Genomic DNA, 16,406 nt, shown 5'->3' on the forward strand with positions numbered 1-16,406 from the left:
CGGTCACTCTCCTTCCTTGAGTCGATCGGCGAACGATTGCCGTTGCGATTCGAGATACTCGGGGGTGTCTGCATGGATGTGATCGAAGATCACCTGCGGATCGTTCAGCGATTCGATGCGTTCGTGGGCCGCCTTCCAGGCCTCGTCGACCTGCTCCTCGATCGTCTTCTCGAGCTTGTCGATCTGCTTGTCGCTGAGCCAGCGCTTCTTCTTGAGATAGCTCTGCAGACGGGCGATCGGCTCACGCCCCTGCCACTTCTCGACCTCTTCCTCGTCGCGATACTTGCCGGGATCGTCCGCGGTGGTATGTACCGTCAGCCGATAGGTGACGCATTCGATGAGGGTCGGACCCTCACCGTCCCGGGCACGCTTGGCGGCCTCCTGGACGGCGGCATACACGGCCAGCACGTCGTTGCCGTCGACCTGCAGCGAGGGGATCGCGTAGGCCAGCCCCTTCTGGGCCAGGGTCTTAGACTCGCTCTGGCGCCCGCGCGGCATCGAGATCGCCCAGTGGTTGTTCTGGCACAGGAAGATCACCGGGGTCTTGAACACGCTGGCGACGTTCAGAGCCTCGTGGAAGTCACCCTCGGACGTGGCACCGTCGCCGAAGAAGGTGATGGTGACTTCATCGAGCTCGCGCAGACCGGAGGCGTAGCCGATCCCCACCGCATGGGGGATCTGGGAGGCCACGGGGATGGAGATGGGCAGATCGTGACTACCCTGCTCGATGGCGCTGCCTTCGCTGTAGCCGGCGTTGTAGAGCAGCAGGTTTTCCGGCGGAACGCCACGCCAGAGCATGGCCGACGTTTCCCGGAAGGCCGGAACGAACCAGTCATCGTCGCCGAGTGCCGCCATGGCCGGGATCTGGGACGCCTCCTGGCCCTTGGCCGGGGCGAAGGTGCCGATCCGCCCCTGGCGCTGCAGGGTGAGCATCCGTTCGTCGAGGCGTCGGCTGAGCAGCATCGTGCGATGGATGTCGAGCAAGGTGTCCTTGCCGATGTCCGGCTCGAGCTTTTCATCGACCCGGCCCTTCTCGTCGAGTATCGAGAGATACTCGACGGCGTGTTCCAGTCTGACTCGCTTCCTCGGCATGACGTCCCTCCGCGGATTCAGTGAGTTCCCTGTCCCGGCCGCGCTCCGTGCGACCTTGCGACGACTACTGACTGTAGAAACCCTGCCGAGGTATTGCCAATCATTACCGGGCTACCGATCTACGCCGGCCTGTCGATGCCGAGCACACAACGCAAGACGCCCCCGCCATGGGCGGGGGCGTCGTTTTGCGCAGTCTTGCGTCGGCGAGCGCTTAGAGCTCTTCGGCGGGCGCGTAGGAACCATCGGGACGATGGTCTTCCTTGCCGGTCAGACCCGGCGTGAAGACACAGGCCAGCACCAGGGTCTCGGAGGCACGCAGCATGTGGTCGTCATGCTGGTCGAGGATGTAGATGTCGCCCGGGCCGATGGGCCAGATCTTGCCATCGGCCAGGGTTTCCACCTCGCCCTTGCCTTCGATGCAGTAGACCGCCTCGAAGTGGTGCTTGTAATGGATGTGCGTTTCGGTACCGCCGAAGATACGCGTGATGTGGAACGAGCAGTTGCCGCCATCGTCGGCCAGCGAGAGGCGGGTGCTGTCCCAGTTGCCATTCGCGGCCGTGACCAGACGGTCGGTCTGGCGAGCTTCTTCGAGATTGCGAACGATCATAGCCGTTTTCCTTTTCTAGTTCGTGAAGGAGCGCGCCATCCTCGATCCGGGCACGCTCCACCGGGCTTTGCCGGCCTCGGTCAGGCCAGAGCTTCCTTGGCGCTCGCCTCGAGAATATCCAGCCCTTCGATCAGGTCTTCGTCGGAGATGGTCAAGGGGCAGAGGCACTTGACGACTTCGCCGTCCTGGCCGCTGGTCTCGATGATCAGCCCCTTCTCGAAGGCCTTGTGGGTGATCTTGTCGGCGATATCGCCGCTGGCCACGTCGATGCCGCGCATCAGGCCGCGGCCACGCTCGGAGGCCGGGAAGCCGTTCTCGGTGAGCCAGGCGGCGATCTTCTGGAAGCGATCCTCGACCACGCGACCCTTGCGCTGCACGTCACGCTCGAGGGTGTCGTCGCTCCAGTACTTGCGCATCGCCGCGGCGGCGGTGACGAAGGCCAGGTTGAAGCCGCGGAAGGTGCCGTTGTACTGGCCCGGTTTCCACTTGTCGAGCTCGGGGCGCATCAGCACGTGGGCGAACGGCAGCCCGAAACCGGACAGCGACTTGGAGTTGGTGACGATGTCCGGGGTCACGCCGGCATGCTCGAAGCTGAAGAACTTGCCGGTACGTCCGCAGCCCGCCTGGATGTCGTCGACGATCAGCAGGATGTCGTGGGCGCGGCAGATCGACTCGAGGCGCTTGAGCCAGTCGAGGCCGGAGACGTTGATGCCGCCCTCGCCCTGGACCGTCTCGACGATCACCGCGGCCGGCACGTCCAACCCGCCGGACTTGTCGCCGAGCAGCTTCTCGAAGTAATCCAGGGTGTCGACGGCATCGCCCATGTAGCCGTCGTAGGGCATGAAGGCGGCGCCCTGGGTGGGGATGCCACCGGTCGCTTCACGGAACTTGCGGTTGCCGGTGGTGGCCAGCGCGCCCATGGTCACGCCATGGAAACCGTTGGTGAAGGTGACGATGTTGTGACGTCCCTTGGCGACACGGGCCAGGCGGATCGCCGCCTCGACGGCGTTGGTCCCGGTCGGCCCCGGCAGGTGGACCTTGTAGTCCAGGCCGCGCGGCTTGAGGATTACTTCCTCGAGGGTTTCCAGATACTCGCGCTTGGCGGCGGTCCAGAAGTCCAGGCCGTGGACGATGCCGTCGCTGGCCAGGTAATCGACCAGTGCCTGCTTGATGTGCGGGTTGTTGTGCCCATAGTTGAGGGTCCCGGCGCCGGCCAGGAAGTCGATGTATTCGCGACCGGTCTCGTCGGTCAGGCGGGCATTGCGCGCCTGGGTGAAGACGACCGGAAAGGAACGCGAATAGGTCCGGACTTCGGATTCCATGCGCTCGAGAATCTGTGTCTGCATTGAACGACCTCCGGGTCGATGACAAGTGACTGATTAAAAGCGTGTGACGATGATGACGCGTTGCGCGGTCAGATGCGTTCGGGATCGAACGGGCCGATCCGCACCAGGTTTTCGGGATCGTGCTCCCCGCCCAACTGGTCGGTGGAGAAGTATTCGCGACTGTTCAGCGGGGCCTGCCAGCGGTCGGCGAGGCGCTTGAACAACCCCCAGGACGCCTGATTGTCCGGCGTGATGGTGGTTTCCAGATGACGAACGTGGGCCAGTTCGGGGCGCCGCATGACGGCCTCGACCAGACGCCGGGCGAGCCCGGTGCCGCGTGCCTTGTCACCCACGGCGACCTGCCAGAGGAAGTAGGTTTCCGGGGAGTTGCGCTTGGGGTAACCGGACACGAAGCCGACGATGTCGCCCTCCTCGTCCGTGGCGACGGCACAGCTGTCACGGAACTGCGTGGCCAGGAGCAGATAGGCGTAGGCGGAATTGACGTCGAGCGGCGGGCAGGACTTGACGAGTTCGTAGATGCCCCAACCGTCATCGGTGGTCGGCTTGCGAATGAACAACGGGGCGTGCTGACGCCCGACCACGGCATCCGCGACGCTGGGCTTGGCCAGTTCCGCCGACGGAGTGAAGGATTGCGTTGTCATGGTCATGGGATCGATTCGCCATTGCGAGTTTGAATTCAACCTTAACAGGCGCTTAGCGATAAATCAAAAATATGGTTATGCCGGGAGGCAATGTCCATAAAGGCGGGTTATGTAAGCCGCAAGACGCCTACCGTCGATGACACTGGCAGAAGCTCACCGCCCTTTTATGCACGGCGCCTGTGTCGAGCCCGTGACACGGCCATACCGATCGCCGACCGGTGCGCTCCGGGCCCGGGTCGTCAATCAGTCTAGGCAAGGCTGGCGGTCACGGCGAGGCCGGAGATCGAGAAGCGGAGATTCCGCGAGAACGAGCGGATGCCGCGGGGAGGCGGGCGACACGCCCGGAAACGATGAGGCCGCCCGAAGGCGGCCTCGTGAGACGGGGTATCAGCGACGCGTCGGCGTGCGCATGGTGACGAATTCCTCGGCCCCGGTGGGGTGGATGCCCACGGTGGCATCGAAGTCGCTCTTGGTCAGACCGGCACGCACGGCGATGGCGATGCCCTGGATCACCTCGCCGGCTTCCTCGCCAACCATGTGGGCGCCGAGCACCCGATCGCTCGCCTCGTCCACCACCAGCTTCATCAGACAGCGTTCGTCGCTGCCCGACAGGGTATGTTTCATGGGCCGGAAGTCCGCGGTATAGATGCTCACGGCCTCGTATTCGGCGCGCGCCGCCTCCTCGGAGAGCCCCACGGTACCGATGTTGGGGTGACAGAACACCGCGGTGGCGATGTTGCGATAGTCCAGCGGCCCCGGCGGGTTGGCGGTGAAGTGATGCTGGACCATGTGCATGGCCTCGGCCAGGGCCACCGGGGTCAGTTCGGGGCCGCCGGTCACGTCACCGAGCGCCAGGATCGAGGGAACCGACGTCTCGTAGCGGTCGTTGACCTTGATGGTGCCGTCGGGGTTGAGCGCGATGTCGAGCTGGTCCAGCCCCAGGCCACGGAGGTTGGGCCGGCGCCCGGTGGCGGCCAGGACCGTATCCACGACGAGCGTCTCGCCATTGGTCAGGGTGACCGCGAGGCCGTCGTCACGCTTCTCGATGCCCTCGATGGTGGTCTCGAAATGCAGATTGACGCCCTTCTTGGCCATCTCGTCGCGGGTGAACTCGCGCACCTCGTGATCGAAGCCGCGCAGGAACAGCTCGCCGCGGTAGACGAGATGGGCATCGCTGCCCAGGCCGTTGAAGATGCTGGCGAACTCGACGGCGATGTAGCCGCCGCCCAGCACCAGGAAGCGCTTGGGGAATTCGTCGAGATCGAAGACGCGGTTGGAGTCGAGCACGTGCTCCCGACCCGGAAAGTCGGGCACCCAGGGCCAGCCGCCCACGGCGACGAGGATCTTCTCGGCGCTGATCGATTCGCCGTCGACCTCGACGGTGTGGGCGTCGACGACCCGGGCCCGGCCGTTGATCAGGCGCACGTCGGCATTGTCGAGCAGGCGCCCGTAGATGCCGTTGAGTCGCTTGATCTCGGCAATCTTGTTGTCACGCAGCGTCGCCCAGTCGAAGCGCGGCGCCTCGGCAAGCTGCCAGCCGAATCCGGCACTGTCCTCGAAGGCTTCATGAAAATGTGCCGCGTAGGAATACAGCTTCTTGGGCACGCATCCGACGTTGACGCAGGTGCCACCCAGGTAGCGATCCTCGGCGATGGCGACGCGAGCCCCGGTCGCCGCCGCGGTACGTGCCGCACGCACGCCACCGGAGCCGGCGCCGATGACGAACAGATCGTAATCGAACTCAGCCACGTTGCTCTCTCCTGTCTACTGTTGGCGGCGATGATAACAGCCGTGCCGCCCGCCCGGGAGGCCCGGGCCATTGACCCTCTCTATACCGTTGATAAAGAATGCAAGCCGCCGCGCGGCCCGACCACAAGGAGTCCTTTTCCATGAAAAAAGAAATGCAGCGTCTGCTGGAACGCAACCGTGACTGGGCCGAGAGCGTCCGTCGGCAGGATCCGGATTTCTTCGCCCGCCTGTCGCAACAGCAGAATCCGGACTATTTGTGGATCGGCTGCTCCGACAGTCGCGTGCCCGCCAACCAGATCGTCGACCTGCCCCCCGGCGAGGTCTTCGTCCACCGCAACGTCGGCAACATCCTCAATCACAGCGACATGAACGCCCTGTCGGTGGTGCAGTTCGCCGTCGACGTGCTCAAGGTCAAGCACATCATGATCGTCGGCCACTACGGGTGTGGCGGGGTCAAGGCGGCGATCACCGGCGGCGAGTTCGGGATCGTCGACTACTGGCTGCACTCGATTCGCGAGCAGTACAGCCGCCATCGCCAGGACCTGCAGCAGCTGCCGCTCGAGGAGCAGGTCGACCGCATGTGCGAACTCAACGTCAAGGCACAGGTCGCCAATCTCTGCCAGACCAAGATCATCCAGCGCGCCTGGCTGCGCAAGCAGCCGCTGGCCGTTCACGGCTGGGTCTACGGGCTCAATGACGGTCGCGTCAACGACCTCGACTGCTCGGTCGAGGGTCTCGAACAGGTCTCGCAGCTCTATCGCGTCGACCGCGTCGAGCCGATTCCCGGCGACGACTGACCCCCCTTCGGCGTCATTGTCGCCACGACGATGACGCCCGTTCGCGCGCTTTTGCGACGTTTTCCCGCCGCCCTGCCGAACGCTCGCCGGACACCGCCCCACCAGCCGGCCGATACGCCGGGCGCATGACCCCAGTCAGTTTTTCGATTGTCCGCCTGTCGGGGGCTCACTATGGTGGTCATGGGACCCAAGGGTCATACAACGAACAATCAACCTTCAGGTTATGACATGACATTCAAGAAAACGCTGCTGGCCTCTCTGGTAGGCGCTTCACTCTGTCTGCCGATGGCGGCCCTCGCCCAGGACGTCAACGGTGACGGTAAAGACGTTATCCTGCGCGTCGCCTATGACGCCGATCCGGTGTCCCTGGACATCCACGAGCAGCTGTCCGGGGGCATGCTGCAACTTTCCCACCTGGCCTTCGACCCCCTGGTACGCTGGACGCAGGACCTGACCTTCGAACCGCGCCTGGCGACGGACTGGGAACAGGTCGACGACACCACCATGCGTATGCATCTGCGTGAAGGCGTCACCTTCCACAGCGGCAACCCCTTCGCCGCCAAGGACGTCGTCTGGACCGTCGAGCGTCTCAAGCGCAGCCCCGACTTCAAGGCGATCTTCGACCCGATCGCCAGCATCACCGCCGTCGACGATCACACGGTGGAGTTCAAGACCAAGAAGCCCTATCCGCTGCTGCTCAACCTCGCCACCTACATCTTCCCGATGGACAGCGAGTTCTATTCCGGTACCGATGCCAACGGCAAGCCCAAGGACGCCATCGTCAAGAACGGCAACTCCTTCGCCTCGCGCAACATCTCCGGCACCGGGCCGTACCGGGTCACCGAGCGTCAGCAGGGTGTCAAGGTCGAGTTCGAACGCAACGAGAACTACTGGGACAAGGATTCCCCGGGCAACGTCGATCACATCGTGCTGACGCCGATCAGCGAGAACGCCACCCGCGTGGCGGCACTGCTCTCCGGCGACGTCGATTTCATCGCCCCGGTCCCGCCCAATGATCTGCAACGCGTCAAGGCCGACAAGAACGTCAAGCTGGTGACCATGTCCGGCACCCGCATCATCACCCTGCAGATGAACCAAAAGCGCGTCGAGGCCTTCAAGGATGCCCGCGTGCGCCAGGCGTTCAACTACGCCATCAATCAGGAAGCCATCGCCGATCGCCTGATGAAGGGCTTCGCGACACCGGCCGCGCAGCTCTCGCCCAAGGGCTACGCCGGTCATGACCCGGATCTCGAGCCGCGCTACGACCTCGAGAAAGCCAAGCAGCTGATGAAGGAGGCCGGCTACGCCGACGGCTTCAGCATCACCATGCTGGCGCCCAACAACCGCTACGTGAACGATGCCCAGATCGCCCAGGCGGTGGCCGCCATGCTGGCGCGCATCAACGTCACGGTGGATCTCAAGACGCTGCCCAAGGCCCAGTACTGGGGCGAATTCGACGACCGTGCGGCCGACGTGATGATGATCGGCTGGCATGCGGACACCGAGGATTCGGCGAACTTCTTCCAGTACCTGACCGAATGCCCCGACCCGGACACCGGTGCCGGCCAGTACAACAGCGGCAACTACTGCAACCCCGAGCTCGACGAGCTGGTCGCCAAGGCCAACCTGGAGACCGACCGGGACAAGCGCGCGAAGATGCTGCAGGCGGTGGAAAAGGGCCTCTACGACGACGCGGCCTTCATTCCGCTGCACTGGCAGGATCTTGCCTGGGCGGCGAAGAACGAGGTGCAGATCGAGCCGGTGCTCAACGTCATGAACTTCCCCTACCTGGGAGACGTGGTCGTCGAGCAGGACTGACGCCGCCACGGCCGTTCGCCGGTGTTTCCGGCGAACGGCATCACGCCAGAGACCTCAAGCCAAGGAAAGCGCTTCGATGCCTCGCAAGGGGTGTCGCCGGCGTCTTTCGTTTCCAGACAGGACCTGCAATCCATGATTGCCTTTCTGATCAAGCGCCTGTTTCACGCCTTCCTGGTGATGTTCGTCATCAGCGTGATCAGCTTCGCGATCCAGGACAACCTCGGCGACCCCATCCAGCAGATGGTCGGTCAGTCGGTCCCCGAAAGCCAGCGCGCCGAGTTGCGCGAGGAACTGGGTCTCAACGACCCCTTCCTGGTCCAGTACCTGCGCTTCGCCAAGAACGCCCTGCACTTCGACTTCGGCTACTCTTATTTCTACAACGAGCCGACCACCGACGTGGTATTGCGCCACCTGCCCGCCACCCTGGAGCTGGTTTTCGCGACCACCGTGCTGATCATCCTGCTGTCGGTGCCGATCGGCGTGTACAGCGCCATCCGCCCCCGTTCGCCGCTCTCCCGACTGTTCATGGGGGTGTCGATCGTCGGTATCTCGATCCCGGTGTTCCTCACCGCCATCGTGCTCATTCAGATCTTCGCCATCGGCGTGCATGTCTCGCTGTTCCCCGCCGATACCGGCTGGGGCGCCTGGCTCAACGACCTGCTTTCGACCGACGGCGGCATGCCGGCCTACGGCCGCGGTGACGTGACCCATGTCATCGGCACCTGGAGTACCAACTTCGCCTCGCTCGAGGGACTCACCTACCTGGTGCTGCCGGCGATCTCCCTGGCCTCGATCATGCTGCCGCTGTTCATCCGCCTGATCCGCGCCGAAATGATGGAAGTCCTGCAGTCCGAGTACGTCAAGTTCGCCAAGGCCAAGGGCATCAGCATGCGGCGGATCTACTTCCTGCATGCGCTGAAGAACACCATGCTGCCGGTGATCACCGTCGGCGGGGTACAGATCGGCACCCTGGTCGCCTACACCATTCTCACCGAGACGGTGTTCCAGTGGCCCGGCGTGGGGCTGATGTTCCTGGATGCCATCCAACGCTCCGACATCCCGCTGATCATCACCTACCTGATGGTGGTCGGCCTGATCTTCGTGATCACCAATACGCTGGTCGACCTGATCTACGGACTGGTCAACCCCACCGTGAAGCTCACAGGTAAGCCCGCATGACGACCCCGACCCAAGCTGCTTCGGTCCCCTCGCGCTGGGCCCGCTTCCGCCATTCCTATCTGGTCTACAGCTTCAAGCGCGACTGGATCGCCCAGGTCTGTCTGCTGGTGTTCGTCGCCATGGTCGCCGCCGCCGTGCTGGCGCCCTGGCTGTCACCGATGAACCCCTACGACCTGGCGCAGATCGACATCCTCAGCTCCGAGCTGCCGCCCTTCTGGATCGACGGCAGCGACCCGCAGTACGTGCTGGGCACCGATGCCCAGGGCCGCGACCTGCTGTCGACGATCCTCTATGGCGCCCGCGTGTCGCTGATCATCGGCTTCGGCGCGGTGATCCTCCAGGCCCTGCTGGGCGTCACCTTCGGCCTGCTCGCCGGCTACCTGGGCGGGCGCGTGGATGCCTTCCTGATGCGTCTGGCCGACATCCAGCTGTCGTTCTCCACGCTGATGGTGGCGATCATCGTCGGTGCGGTGATCAAGGCCACCTTCGGCGGCGCCATCTACAGCGAGTACGCGGTGATCATCCTGGTGCTGATCATCGGCCTCGCCGAATGGCCGCAGTACGCGCGCACCGTGCGCGCCTCGGTGCTCGCCGAACGCAGCAAGGAGTACGTGGATGCCGCCCGGGTGATGGGCTTTCGCGCCAAGCGGATCATGTTCCGTCACATCCTGCCCAACACCCTGTCGCCGATCTTCGTGATCTCCACCGTGCAGATCGCCAACGCCATCATCTCCGAGGCCGCGCTGTCGTTCCTCGGCCTGGGCATGCCCGAGACCCAGCCGTCGCTGGGCTCGCTGATCAAGTCGGGCTTCGACTACCTGCAGTCGGGTTCCTGGTGGATCACCCTGATCCCCGGCGCCGTGCTGGTCGTGCTGGTGCTGGTCATCAACCTGCTCGGCGACTGGCTGCGCGACGTGATGAATCCGCGACTCTACAAGGGCTGACGTCATGGCATTACTCGAAGTCTCCAATCTGGACGTGCGCTTCGCCCTGCGTCAGGGCGAGGTCAAGGCGCTGCGCGACGTCAGTTTCACCCTGGATCGCGGCGAGCGACTGGGCATTGTCGGCGAATCCGGCGCCGGCAAGTCGGTGGCCGCCTTCACCATCCTCAACCTGATCGCCAAGCCGGGCTACATCGCCGGCGGCAGCATCCGCTTCGACGATCGCGAACTGACCGGGATGAAGCCGCGCCAGTTGCAGCAGATCCGCGGCAACAAGATCTCGATGATCTTCCAGGACCCGATGATGACGCTCAATCCGGTGCTCACCATCGGCGAGCAGATGGTCGAGTGTCTCAAGGCGCACCGGCGTATCCGCACCCGGGCGGCCCGCGAGATCGCCCTCAACAAGCTGCGCCAGGTCCACATCCCCTCGCCGGAGAAGCGCCTCGACCAGTACCCGCACGAACTCTCCGGCGGCATGCGTCAGCGCATCATCATCGCCATCGCGCTGTTGCTCGACCCGGACATCATCGTCGCCGACGAGCCGACCACCGCGCTGGACGTGACCATCCAGGCGGAGATCATGTCGCTGCTGCTCGAACTGTGCGAAAAGCACAACGTGGCGCTGATCCTGATCACCCACGACCTGGGGGTGGTCAGCCAGGTCACCCAGCGCACCCTGGTGATGTATGCCGGCCGGGTGATCGAACAGGGCCCGACCCGCGAGATCATCAACGATGCCCAGCACCCCTACACCCAGGGGCTGATCAACGCCCTGCCGCAGATGGCCACGCCGGGCAGTCGGCTCAACCAGATCCCCGGGGCGATGCCCACGCTGGCCAAGATTCCGCCGGGCTGTGCCTTCCACCCCCGCTGCAGCTTCGCGTTCAACGACGACGGCTCGCCGCGTCGCGATTGCCGGGAAGTGATTCCGGGCTTCGTGCGCTCGGGCAACTGCGATGTCGCCTGTCACATGGTCCGCGACCTGGTCGACAGCGACGCGAACGCCGGCGACCCCGTCAAATTCCAGGAGGCCCCATGACCCAGGTGATGGCCCAGAACGCGTCGCCGGCCACCACGGCGCAGGCGGGCGACACACTCGTCGAGATCCGTAACCTCGAGAAACACTTCCCGCTGTCCGGGGACTTCCTCGAGCAACTGCGCTTCAAGGGTGGCAAGCTGGTGCGCCGCCAGGAGTTCGTCCACGCCATCAACGGCGTCGACATCGACGTCAGACGCGGCGAATCGCTGTGCGTGGTGGGCGAGTCCGGCTGCGGCAAGTCGACCGTGGCACGCATGGTGATGGGGCTTCTGCACCCCACCGGCGGCGAGATCCGCTACGACGGCGAACGCATCGACAACCTCTCGCCACGTCAGTTGCTGCCCTACCGGCGGCGCATGCAGATGATCTTCCAGAATCCGTATGCCTCGCTGAATCCGCGCATGACCATCCAGCAGACCCTCGAGGAACCGCTGCGCTTCCATCATCCAGACTGGAAGGCGCCGCAGATTCGCGACAAGGTCGCTGAAGTCATGGATTCGGTGGGTATCGATCCCGAATGGGGCAAGCGCTTCGGCCACGAATTCTCCGGGGGGCAGCGCCAACGCATCGCCATTGCCCGCGCCCTGGCCGTCGATCCCGAGTTCATCGTCGCCGACGAGCCGATCTCGGCACTCGACGTGTCGATCCAGGCGCAGGTGCTCAACCTGCTGATGGACGCCCAGGAGACCCACCATCTCACCTATCTGTTCATCACCCACGATCTGTCGGTGGTCGAACACTTCGGCACCCGGGTGGTGGTGATGTACCTGGGTCGGGTCTGCGAGGTCGCCGAAACCCGCGCGCTGTTCGCGACGCCCCGCCACCCCTATACCCAGGCCCTGCTCTCGGCGATTCCGCGCCTCGAGGACGATCGTCCCGACTACATCCGGCTGTCCGGCGAAGTACCGACGCCGGTCAACCTGCCATCGGGCTGCGTCTTCCACGGCCGCTGTCCCCACGCCAACGAACGCTGCCGACGCGAAGTCCCGCAACTGATCGATGCCCAGGGCACCCAGGTTGCCTGCCATGCCGTCGAGGAGGGGCGGATCTAGGCAATCCTCGCTATAGGCCGATCGCAGTGTCATGTCACAATGTCCCGCCGGCCCCGGAATGGTTTCCGGGGTCCGCCAGCGCCGTGAACACGACACACGCCCACTCTTGTCTTTCGTCAGGCGTCGCCGCAAACGAGGTATCCGATGGAGATTCGCTGGCTGGAAGACTTCATCACGCTGGCGCGGACACGCCATTTCTCGCGTGCCGCCGAAGCGCAGAACGTCACACAGCCGACCTTTTCACGCCGTATCAAGCTCCTCGAGGAGGAGATGGGCACCACGCTCGTCAATCGTCAGACCCTGCCGCTGTCGCTGACGCCGGCCGGCGAGGAATTCCTGCGCCTGTGCGAACAGATCACCGAACGCGTGCGTCTGACCCGTGAGCGTATCCGACAGCTCGACAACGATCAGGCCCGGCGGATCGTGGTGGCAGCGCCGCAGAGCGTGCTTTCCTATCTGCTGCCCGACTGGCTGGCCCGCCACCAGCTTACCCACCAGGTGGAGCCCTATCTGCGCGCCACCAGCTGGTTGCTCGCCGACTACTTCGAGGCCCTGGATCGCGACGAGTGCGACCTCGCCTTCTGCTACTGGCCGCGTCAGCATGTCGCCCTGGAGCTCGACACCAGCGGTTACGACCACCTCCTGGTCGACGAGGACACCCTGATCCCGGTGAGCGCCCCCGACGACGCCGGCAAGCCGCGCTTTCGCCTGCCGGGTCACCGCCGTCACCCCCTGCCCTTCATCGCCTATCACCCGCAGGGGCTGATCAAGAGCGTGATCGAGGCGCACCTGATGAGGCTGTCGCAGCCGGCGCATCTGATCACGCTCAACGAGAACGTCCAGACCGCCAACATCAAGGAGCTGGTGAGCCAGGGTTACGGCCTCGGCTGGCTGCCGCTGCGCACCATCCGCCGCGCTCTGGAAAGCGGCGAACTGGTCCGTGCCGGCGCCCATCAGTGGGACATCCCGCTGGAGATCCGGCTCTATCGCAGCCGACACAACCGCCACCCCGGCCTCGATGCCCTCTGGCGACAGCTACAGGAGACACAGGATGACTCATGACGCCCTCGAGGCCGCCCATGCCACGCATCTCGACGCCCTCGAGACCGCCTACGCCGCGCTGCTGGAAGCCCACGGCTACGACGGTGTGCTGCTCTACAGCGGTCATCCCCACACCCATTTCGCCGACGACCAGCAGGCCAGCTTCGCGACCTTCGCGCATTTCCTGCACTGGGTGCCCCTGCCCGGGACCCAGCACAGCTGGCTACTGGTCCGTCCCGGCCGCACGCCGCTGCTACGCTTCCACGCCCCCGCCGATTTCTGGCACCTGACGCCGCGCCTGCCCGATGCCGCCTGGGCACGGCGCTTCACGATCGAAGCCACCGACGAAGCCACGCCGCCACATCCCGGCGGCGGACGCATCGCCCTGATCGGCGAGATCGACCCGACGCTGGCCCAGGCGATCGGCGGCGAGCTCAATCCGCCGGCCCTGCTCGTGGCCCTCGACGAGCTGCGCGTGCGCAAGAGCGACTACGAGATCGAGCGGCTGCGCGAGGCCAACCACCTGGCGCTGGCCGGCCATCACGCCGCGCGCGAGGCGTTCGAGGCCGGCGCCGCCGAGCTCGATATCCAGCTCGCCTACCTGGGGGCCAGCCGCCAGCGCGAATCGGACGTGCCCTACCAGAACATCGTCGGCCTCAACGGCCATGCCGGGGTCCTGCACTACCAGCACTACGATCTCGAGGCACCGGTTCACCGGCGCAGCCTGCTGGTCGACGCCGGGCGCCGCGTGGCCGGCTACTGCGCGGACATCACCCGTACCTGGGCCGGCCGCGACGCCGACGCCCGCTTCGCGGCGCTGATCGAGGGCGTCGAGCGCTTCCAGCAGTCGCTGATCGCCGATATCGCCGCCGGGGTCGATTTCGTCGCGCTGCACGAGCGCATGCACCAGGCGCTTGGCGAACTGCTCCAGGCACAGGGCGTGATCCACTGCGATCCCGCCTCGGCCGTGGAGCGCGGCATCACCCGGGCCTTCTGCCCGCACGGGCTCGGCCATCTGCTGGGATTGCAGGTGCACGACGTGGCCGGGCGGCAGGACGATCGGGGGCGGCCGTTGCCCCCGCCGGCCGACGATCCGGCGCTGCGCCTGACCCGTCGCCTCGACGCCGGGATGGTGGTGACCATCGAGCCGGGACTCTACGTCATCCCCCTGCTGCTCGATCCGCTTCGCGAGACGCCAGCCGGCCGGGACATCGACTGGCCGGTCGTCGAACGCCTGGCGCCGCACGGCGGTATCCGCATCGAGGACAACGTGGTCGTCACCGCTCAGGGTGCCGACAACTTGACCCGGGGCATGGCGTCGCCACGCTGACCGACGTCGCGCTTGCCAGATGGCGGCTGCGGGATATGCTGGAAGAGAACCGAGACCGAGGCCGTCATGTCACGCACCATCGTTCCCGCCGATTTCGTGGCCGCACCGGGGCTGGGCAATCGCCACGTCCAGACCCTGCTGCCACTCATGCGGGCCCTGCGCCCCCTGGAACGCGACACCGAGATTCTCAATCTGCCGGACGGGGACTTCGTCGAACTGGCCTGGGTCCGACCGGCGCCGTTGTCGGACGAGGCGCCGATCTTCCTGCTGTTCCACGGCCTCGAGGGATCGTTCGACTCGCCGTATGCCCGCGAGCTGCTGGCCACGGCCAGTCGGCTCGGCTGGCGCGCCGTGCTGATGCACTTCCGGGGCTGCGGTCAGGGGCCCAATCGCCTGGCACGCGCCTATCACAGCGGTGACACGGCCGACGCCTACTGGCTGATCGGCCAGTTGGCAAGACGCTATCCGCGGGCTTTGAAGGTCGCTGCCGGCGTATCGCTGGGCGGCAACATGCTGGTCAAGCTGGTGGCCGAACAGGGCGGCGACGGCCTCGACCTGGCCGGGGCCATCGCCATCGGCGCCCCGCTCGATCTGGCGGCCAGCGCCGATGCGCTCAACCGGGGTTTCGCCAGGGTCTACCAGCGTCATCTGCTGAAGTCGCTGAAACGCAAGATCGCCGACAAGCTGGAAAGCCACCGCTCCCTGCCGATCGACCTGTCGGCCCACCAGTTGGCACAACTGGATACCTTCTGGGCCTACGACAACGCGGTGACCGCCCCGCTGCATGGTTTCAGCTCGGCCAGCGACTATTACCGGCGCGCCTCGGCGGGCCGGTTGCTTCGCGACATCGAGTTGCCGATGCTGGTCCTGCACGCCGCCGACGACCCTTTCATGCCGGCGGAACTGTTCGAACGCCTCCCTGCCCCCGGTGACGCGGTCCGCCTCGAGATTGCCCCACGCGGTGGGCACGTGGGGTTCGTCGAGTCACGACACGGGCGCCTCGGCTCCTGGCTGGCCAGGCGTGTGGCGCGTCAGCTCGGCGACTGGATGACCGTCACACGCCCCCTGAGTGCCACGGCGCAAGGCGACTGACCGCCCTGCCGGGCGATCGACACCTTCCGCGTCTCAGCCGATCGGGCAACTGACCCCCGTGCCCTTGAGGCCGCAGTAGCCGCCCGGGTTCTTGGCCAGATACTGCTGATGATATTCCTCGGCGTAATAGAAGGTCTCGAGCGGCGCGATTTCCGTGGTCACCGCCCCCATGTGTGCCGTTTCCAATGCCTGCTGATAGCAAATTCGGCTCTGTTCGGCTTTTTTTTGCTGTTCGGAGGTAACGGTATAAATGGCGGAGCGATACTGGCTGCCGATATCGTTGCCCTGGCGCATCCCCTGTGTCGGATCGTGGGCTTCCCAGAACACCTGCAGCAGCTCCGGCAAGCCGATCTCGGCGGGATCGAACACCACGCGCACCACCTCGGCGTGTCCGGTGAGGCCGGTGCAGGTCTCCTCGTAGGTGGGATTGGGGGTATAACCACCGGCATAGCCCACCGCCGTGACGTAGACGCCCGGGAGCTCCCAGAACAACTGTTCCGCGCCCCAGAAACAGCCCAGCCCGAGTACGATCTCCTCGTGACCCGCCGGGAACGGCGGTAGCATCGAGCGGCGGTTGACGGCGTGAATGCCGCTGATCGACATTGGCTCATCGCGCCCCGGCAGGGCCTGCTCGGGCGTGGGCATGCGCTGTTTGTCTCTGATCCACATGGGGTGTCTC

General features: G+C 65.2%; 15 protein-coding genes. 9 read left to right on the forward strand and 6 right to left on the reverse strand.

Annotated elements, in window-relative coordinates:
- Positions 1-3: 3 nt before the first annotated feature.
- From pdhA to gorA, 5 genes are all read right to left on the reverse strand, one after another.
- Positions 4-1,092, reverse strand: coding sequence for a pyruvate dehydrogenase (acetyl-transferring) E1 component subunit alpha (gene pdhA / locus KGR00_RS09255; protein ID WP_224417034.1), 1,089 nt, complete (start codon positions 1,090-1,092; stop codon positions 4-6).
- Positions 1,093-1,303: 211 nt separating this feature from the next.
- A complete protein-coding gene (locus KGR00_RS09260) occupies positions 1,304-1,699 on the reverse strand; it encodes an ectoine synthase (protein ID WP_129140317.1) in 396 nt (131 codons plus the stop codon).
- Positions 1,700-1,779: 80 nt separating this feature from the next.
- Entirely contained in the window at positions 1,780-3,045 is a 1,266-nt protein-coding gene (gene ectB / locus KGR00_RS09265) for a diaminobutyrate--2-oxoglutarate transaminase (RefSeq protein WP_129140318.1), read from the reverse strand.
- A gap of 68 nt (positions 3,046-3,113) precedes the next feature.
- Positions 3,114-3,692: a diaminobutyrate acetyltransferase gene (gene ectA / locus KGR00_RS09270; RefSeq protein WP_129140319.1), complete on the reverse strand. Its 579-nt coding sequence runs from the start codon at positions 3,690-3,692 to the stop codon at positions 3,114-3,116.
- 381 nt (positions 3,693-4,073) lie between these two features.
- The gene (gene gorA / locus KGR00_RS09275; RefSeq protein ID WP_129140320.1) at positions 4,074-5,435 is read right to left on the reverse strand and encodes a glutathione-disulfide reductase; all 1,362 of its coding nucleotides are present in this window, start codon (positions 5,433-5,435) and stop codon (positions 4,074-4,076) included.
- 140 nt (positions 5,436-5,575) lie between these two features.
- On the opposite strand from gorA, the gene can reads away from it, so the two are divergent.
- The 9 genes from can (at position 5,576) to KGR00_RS09320 (ending at position 15,727) form a co-directional block, all read left to right on the forward strand.
- Entirely contained in the window at positions 5,576-6,232 is a 657-nt protein-coding gene (gene can, locus KGR00_RS09280; protein WP_129140321.1) for a carbonate dehydratase, read from the forward strand.
- A 228-nt stretch (positions 6,233-6,460) separates the two neighbouring features.
- Positions 6,461-8,050: an ABC transporter substrate-binding protein gene (locus KGR00_RS09285; RefSeq protein WP_224417033.1), complete on the forward strand. Its 1,590-nt coding sequence runs from the start codon at positions 6,461-6,463 to the stop codon at positions 8,048-8,050.
- 132 nt (positions 8,051-8,182) lie between these two features.
- Positions 8,183-9,229 (forward strand): ABC transporter permease, encoded by a 1,047-nt coding sequence (locus KGR00_RS09290; RefSeq protein WP_129140323.1) that lies wholly within the window; start codon positions 8,183-8,185, stop codon positions 9,227-9,229.
- Positions 9,226-10,173 (forward strand): ABC transporter permease, encoded by a 948-nt coding sequence (locus KGR00_RS09295; RefSeq protein WP_129140324.1) that lies wholly within the window; start codon positions 9,226-9,228, stop codon positions 10,171-10,173. The genes KGR00_RS09290 and KGR00_RS09295 overlap by 4 nt, the downstream gene beginning before the upstream one ends.
- Before the next feature lie 4 nt (positions 10,174-10,177).
- Positions 10,178-11,212, forward strand: coding sequence for an ABC transporter ATP-binding protein (locus tag KGR00_RS09300; RefSeq protein WP_129140325.1), 1,035 nt, complete (start codon positions 10,178-10,180; stop codon positions 11,210-11,212).
- On the forward strand, positions 11,209-12,264 hold the full coding sequence (locus tag KGR00_RS09305; RefSeq protein WP_224417032.1) for an oligopeptide/dipeptide ABC transporter ATP-binding protein: 1,056 nt from the start codon (positions 11,209-11,211) through the stop codon (positions 12,262-12,264). Before KGR00_RS09300 ends, KGR00_RS09305 begins: the two co-directional genes overlap by 4 nt.
- 144 nt (positions 12,265-12,408) lie before the next feature.
- Positions 12,409-13,326, forward strand: a complete 918-nt coding sequence (locus KGR00_RS09310) for a LysR family transcriptional regulator (RefSeq protein ID WP_129140326.1) — start codon at positions 12,409-12,411, stop codon at positions 13,324-13,326.
- Positions 13,316-14,635, forward strand: coding sequence for a Xaa-Pro dipeptidase (gene pepQ / locus KGR00_RS09315; RefSeq protein WP_224417031.1), 1,320 nt, complete (start codon positions 13,316-13,318; stop codon positions 14,633-14,635). Before KGR00_RS09310 ends, pepQ begins: the two co-directional genes overlap by 11 nt.
- A gap of 66 nt (positions 14,636-14,701) precedes the next feature.
- Positions 14,702-15,727 (forward strand): hydrolase, encoded by a 1,026-nt coding sequence (locus tag KGR00_RS09320; protein WP_224417030.1) that lies wholly within the window; start codon positions 14,702-14,704, stop codon positions 15,725-15,727.
- A 33-nt stretch (positions 15,728-15,760) separates the two neighbouring features.
- Here KGR00_RS09320 and msrA read toward each other — a convergent pair whose 3' ends face one another.
- Positions 15,761-16,396 carry a peptide-methionine (S)-S-oxide reductase MsrA gene (gene msrA, locus KGR00_RS09325; protein WP_224417029.1) on the reverse strand — a complete coding sequence of 212 codons (636 nt, stop codon included), beginning with the start codon at positions 16,394-16,396 and terminating at the stop codon, positions 15,761-15,763.
- Between the last annotated feature and the right edge of the window lie 10 nt (positions 16,397-16,406).

Origin of the sequence: Modicisalibacter sp. MOD 31.J, assembly GCF_020147985.1 — a bacterium.
Taxonomy (GTDB): Bacteria; Pseudomonadota; Gammaproteobacteria; order Pseudomonadales; family Halomonadaceae; genus Modicisalibacter; species Modicisalibacter coralii.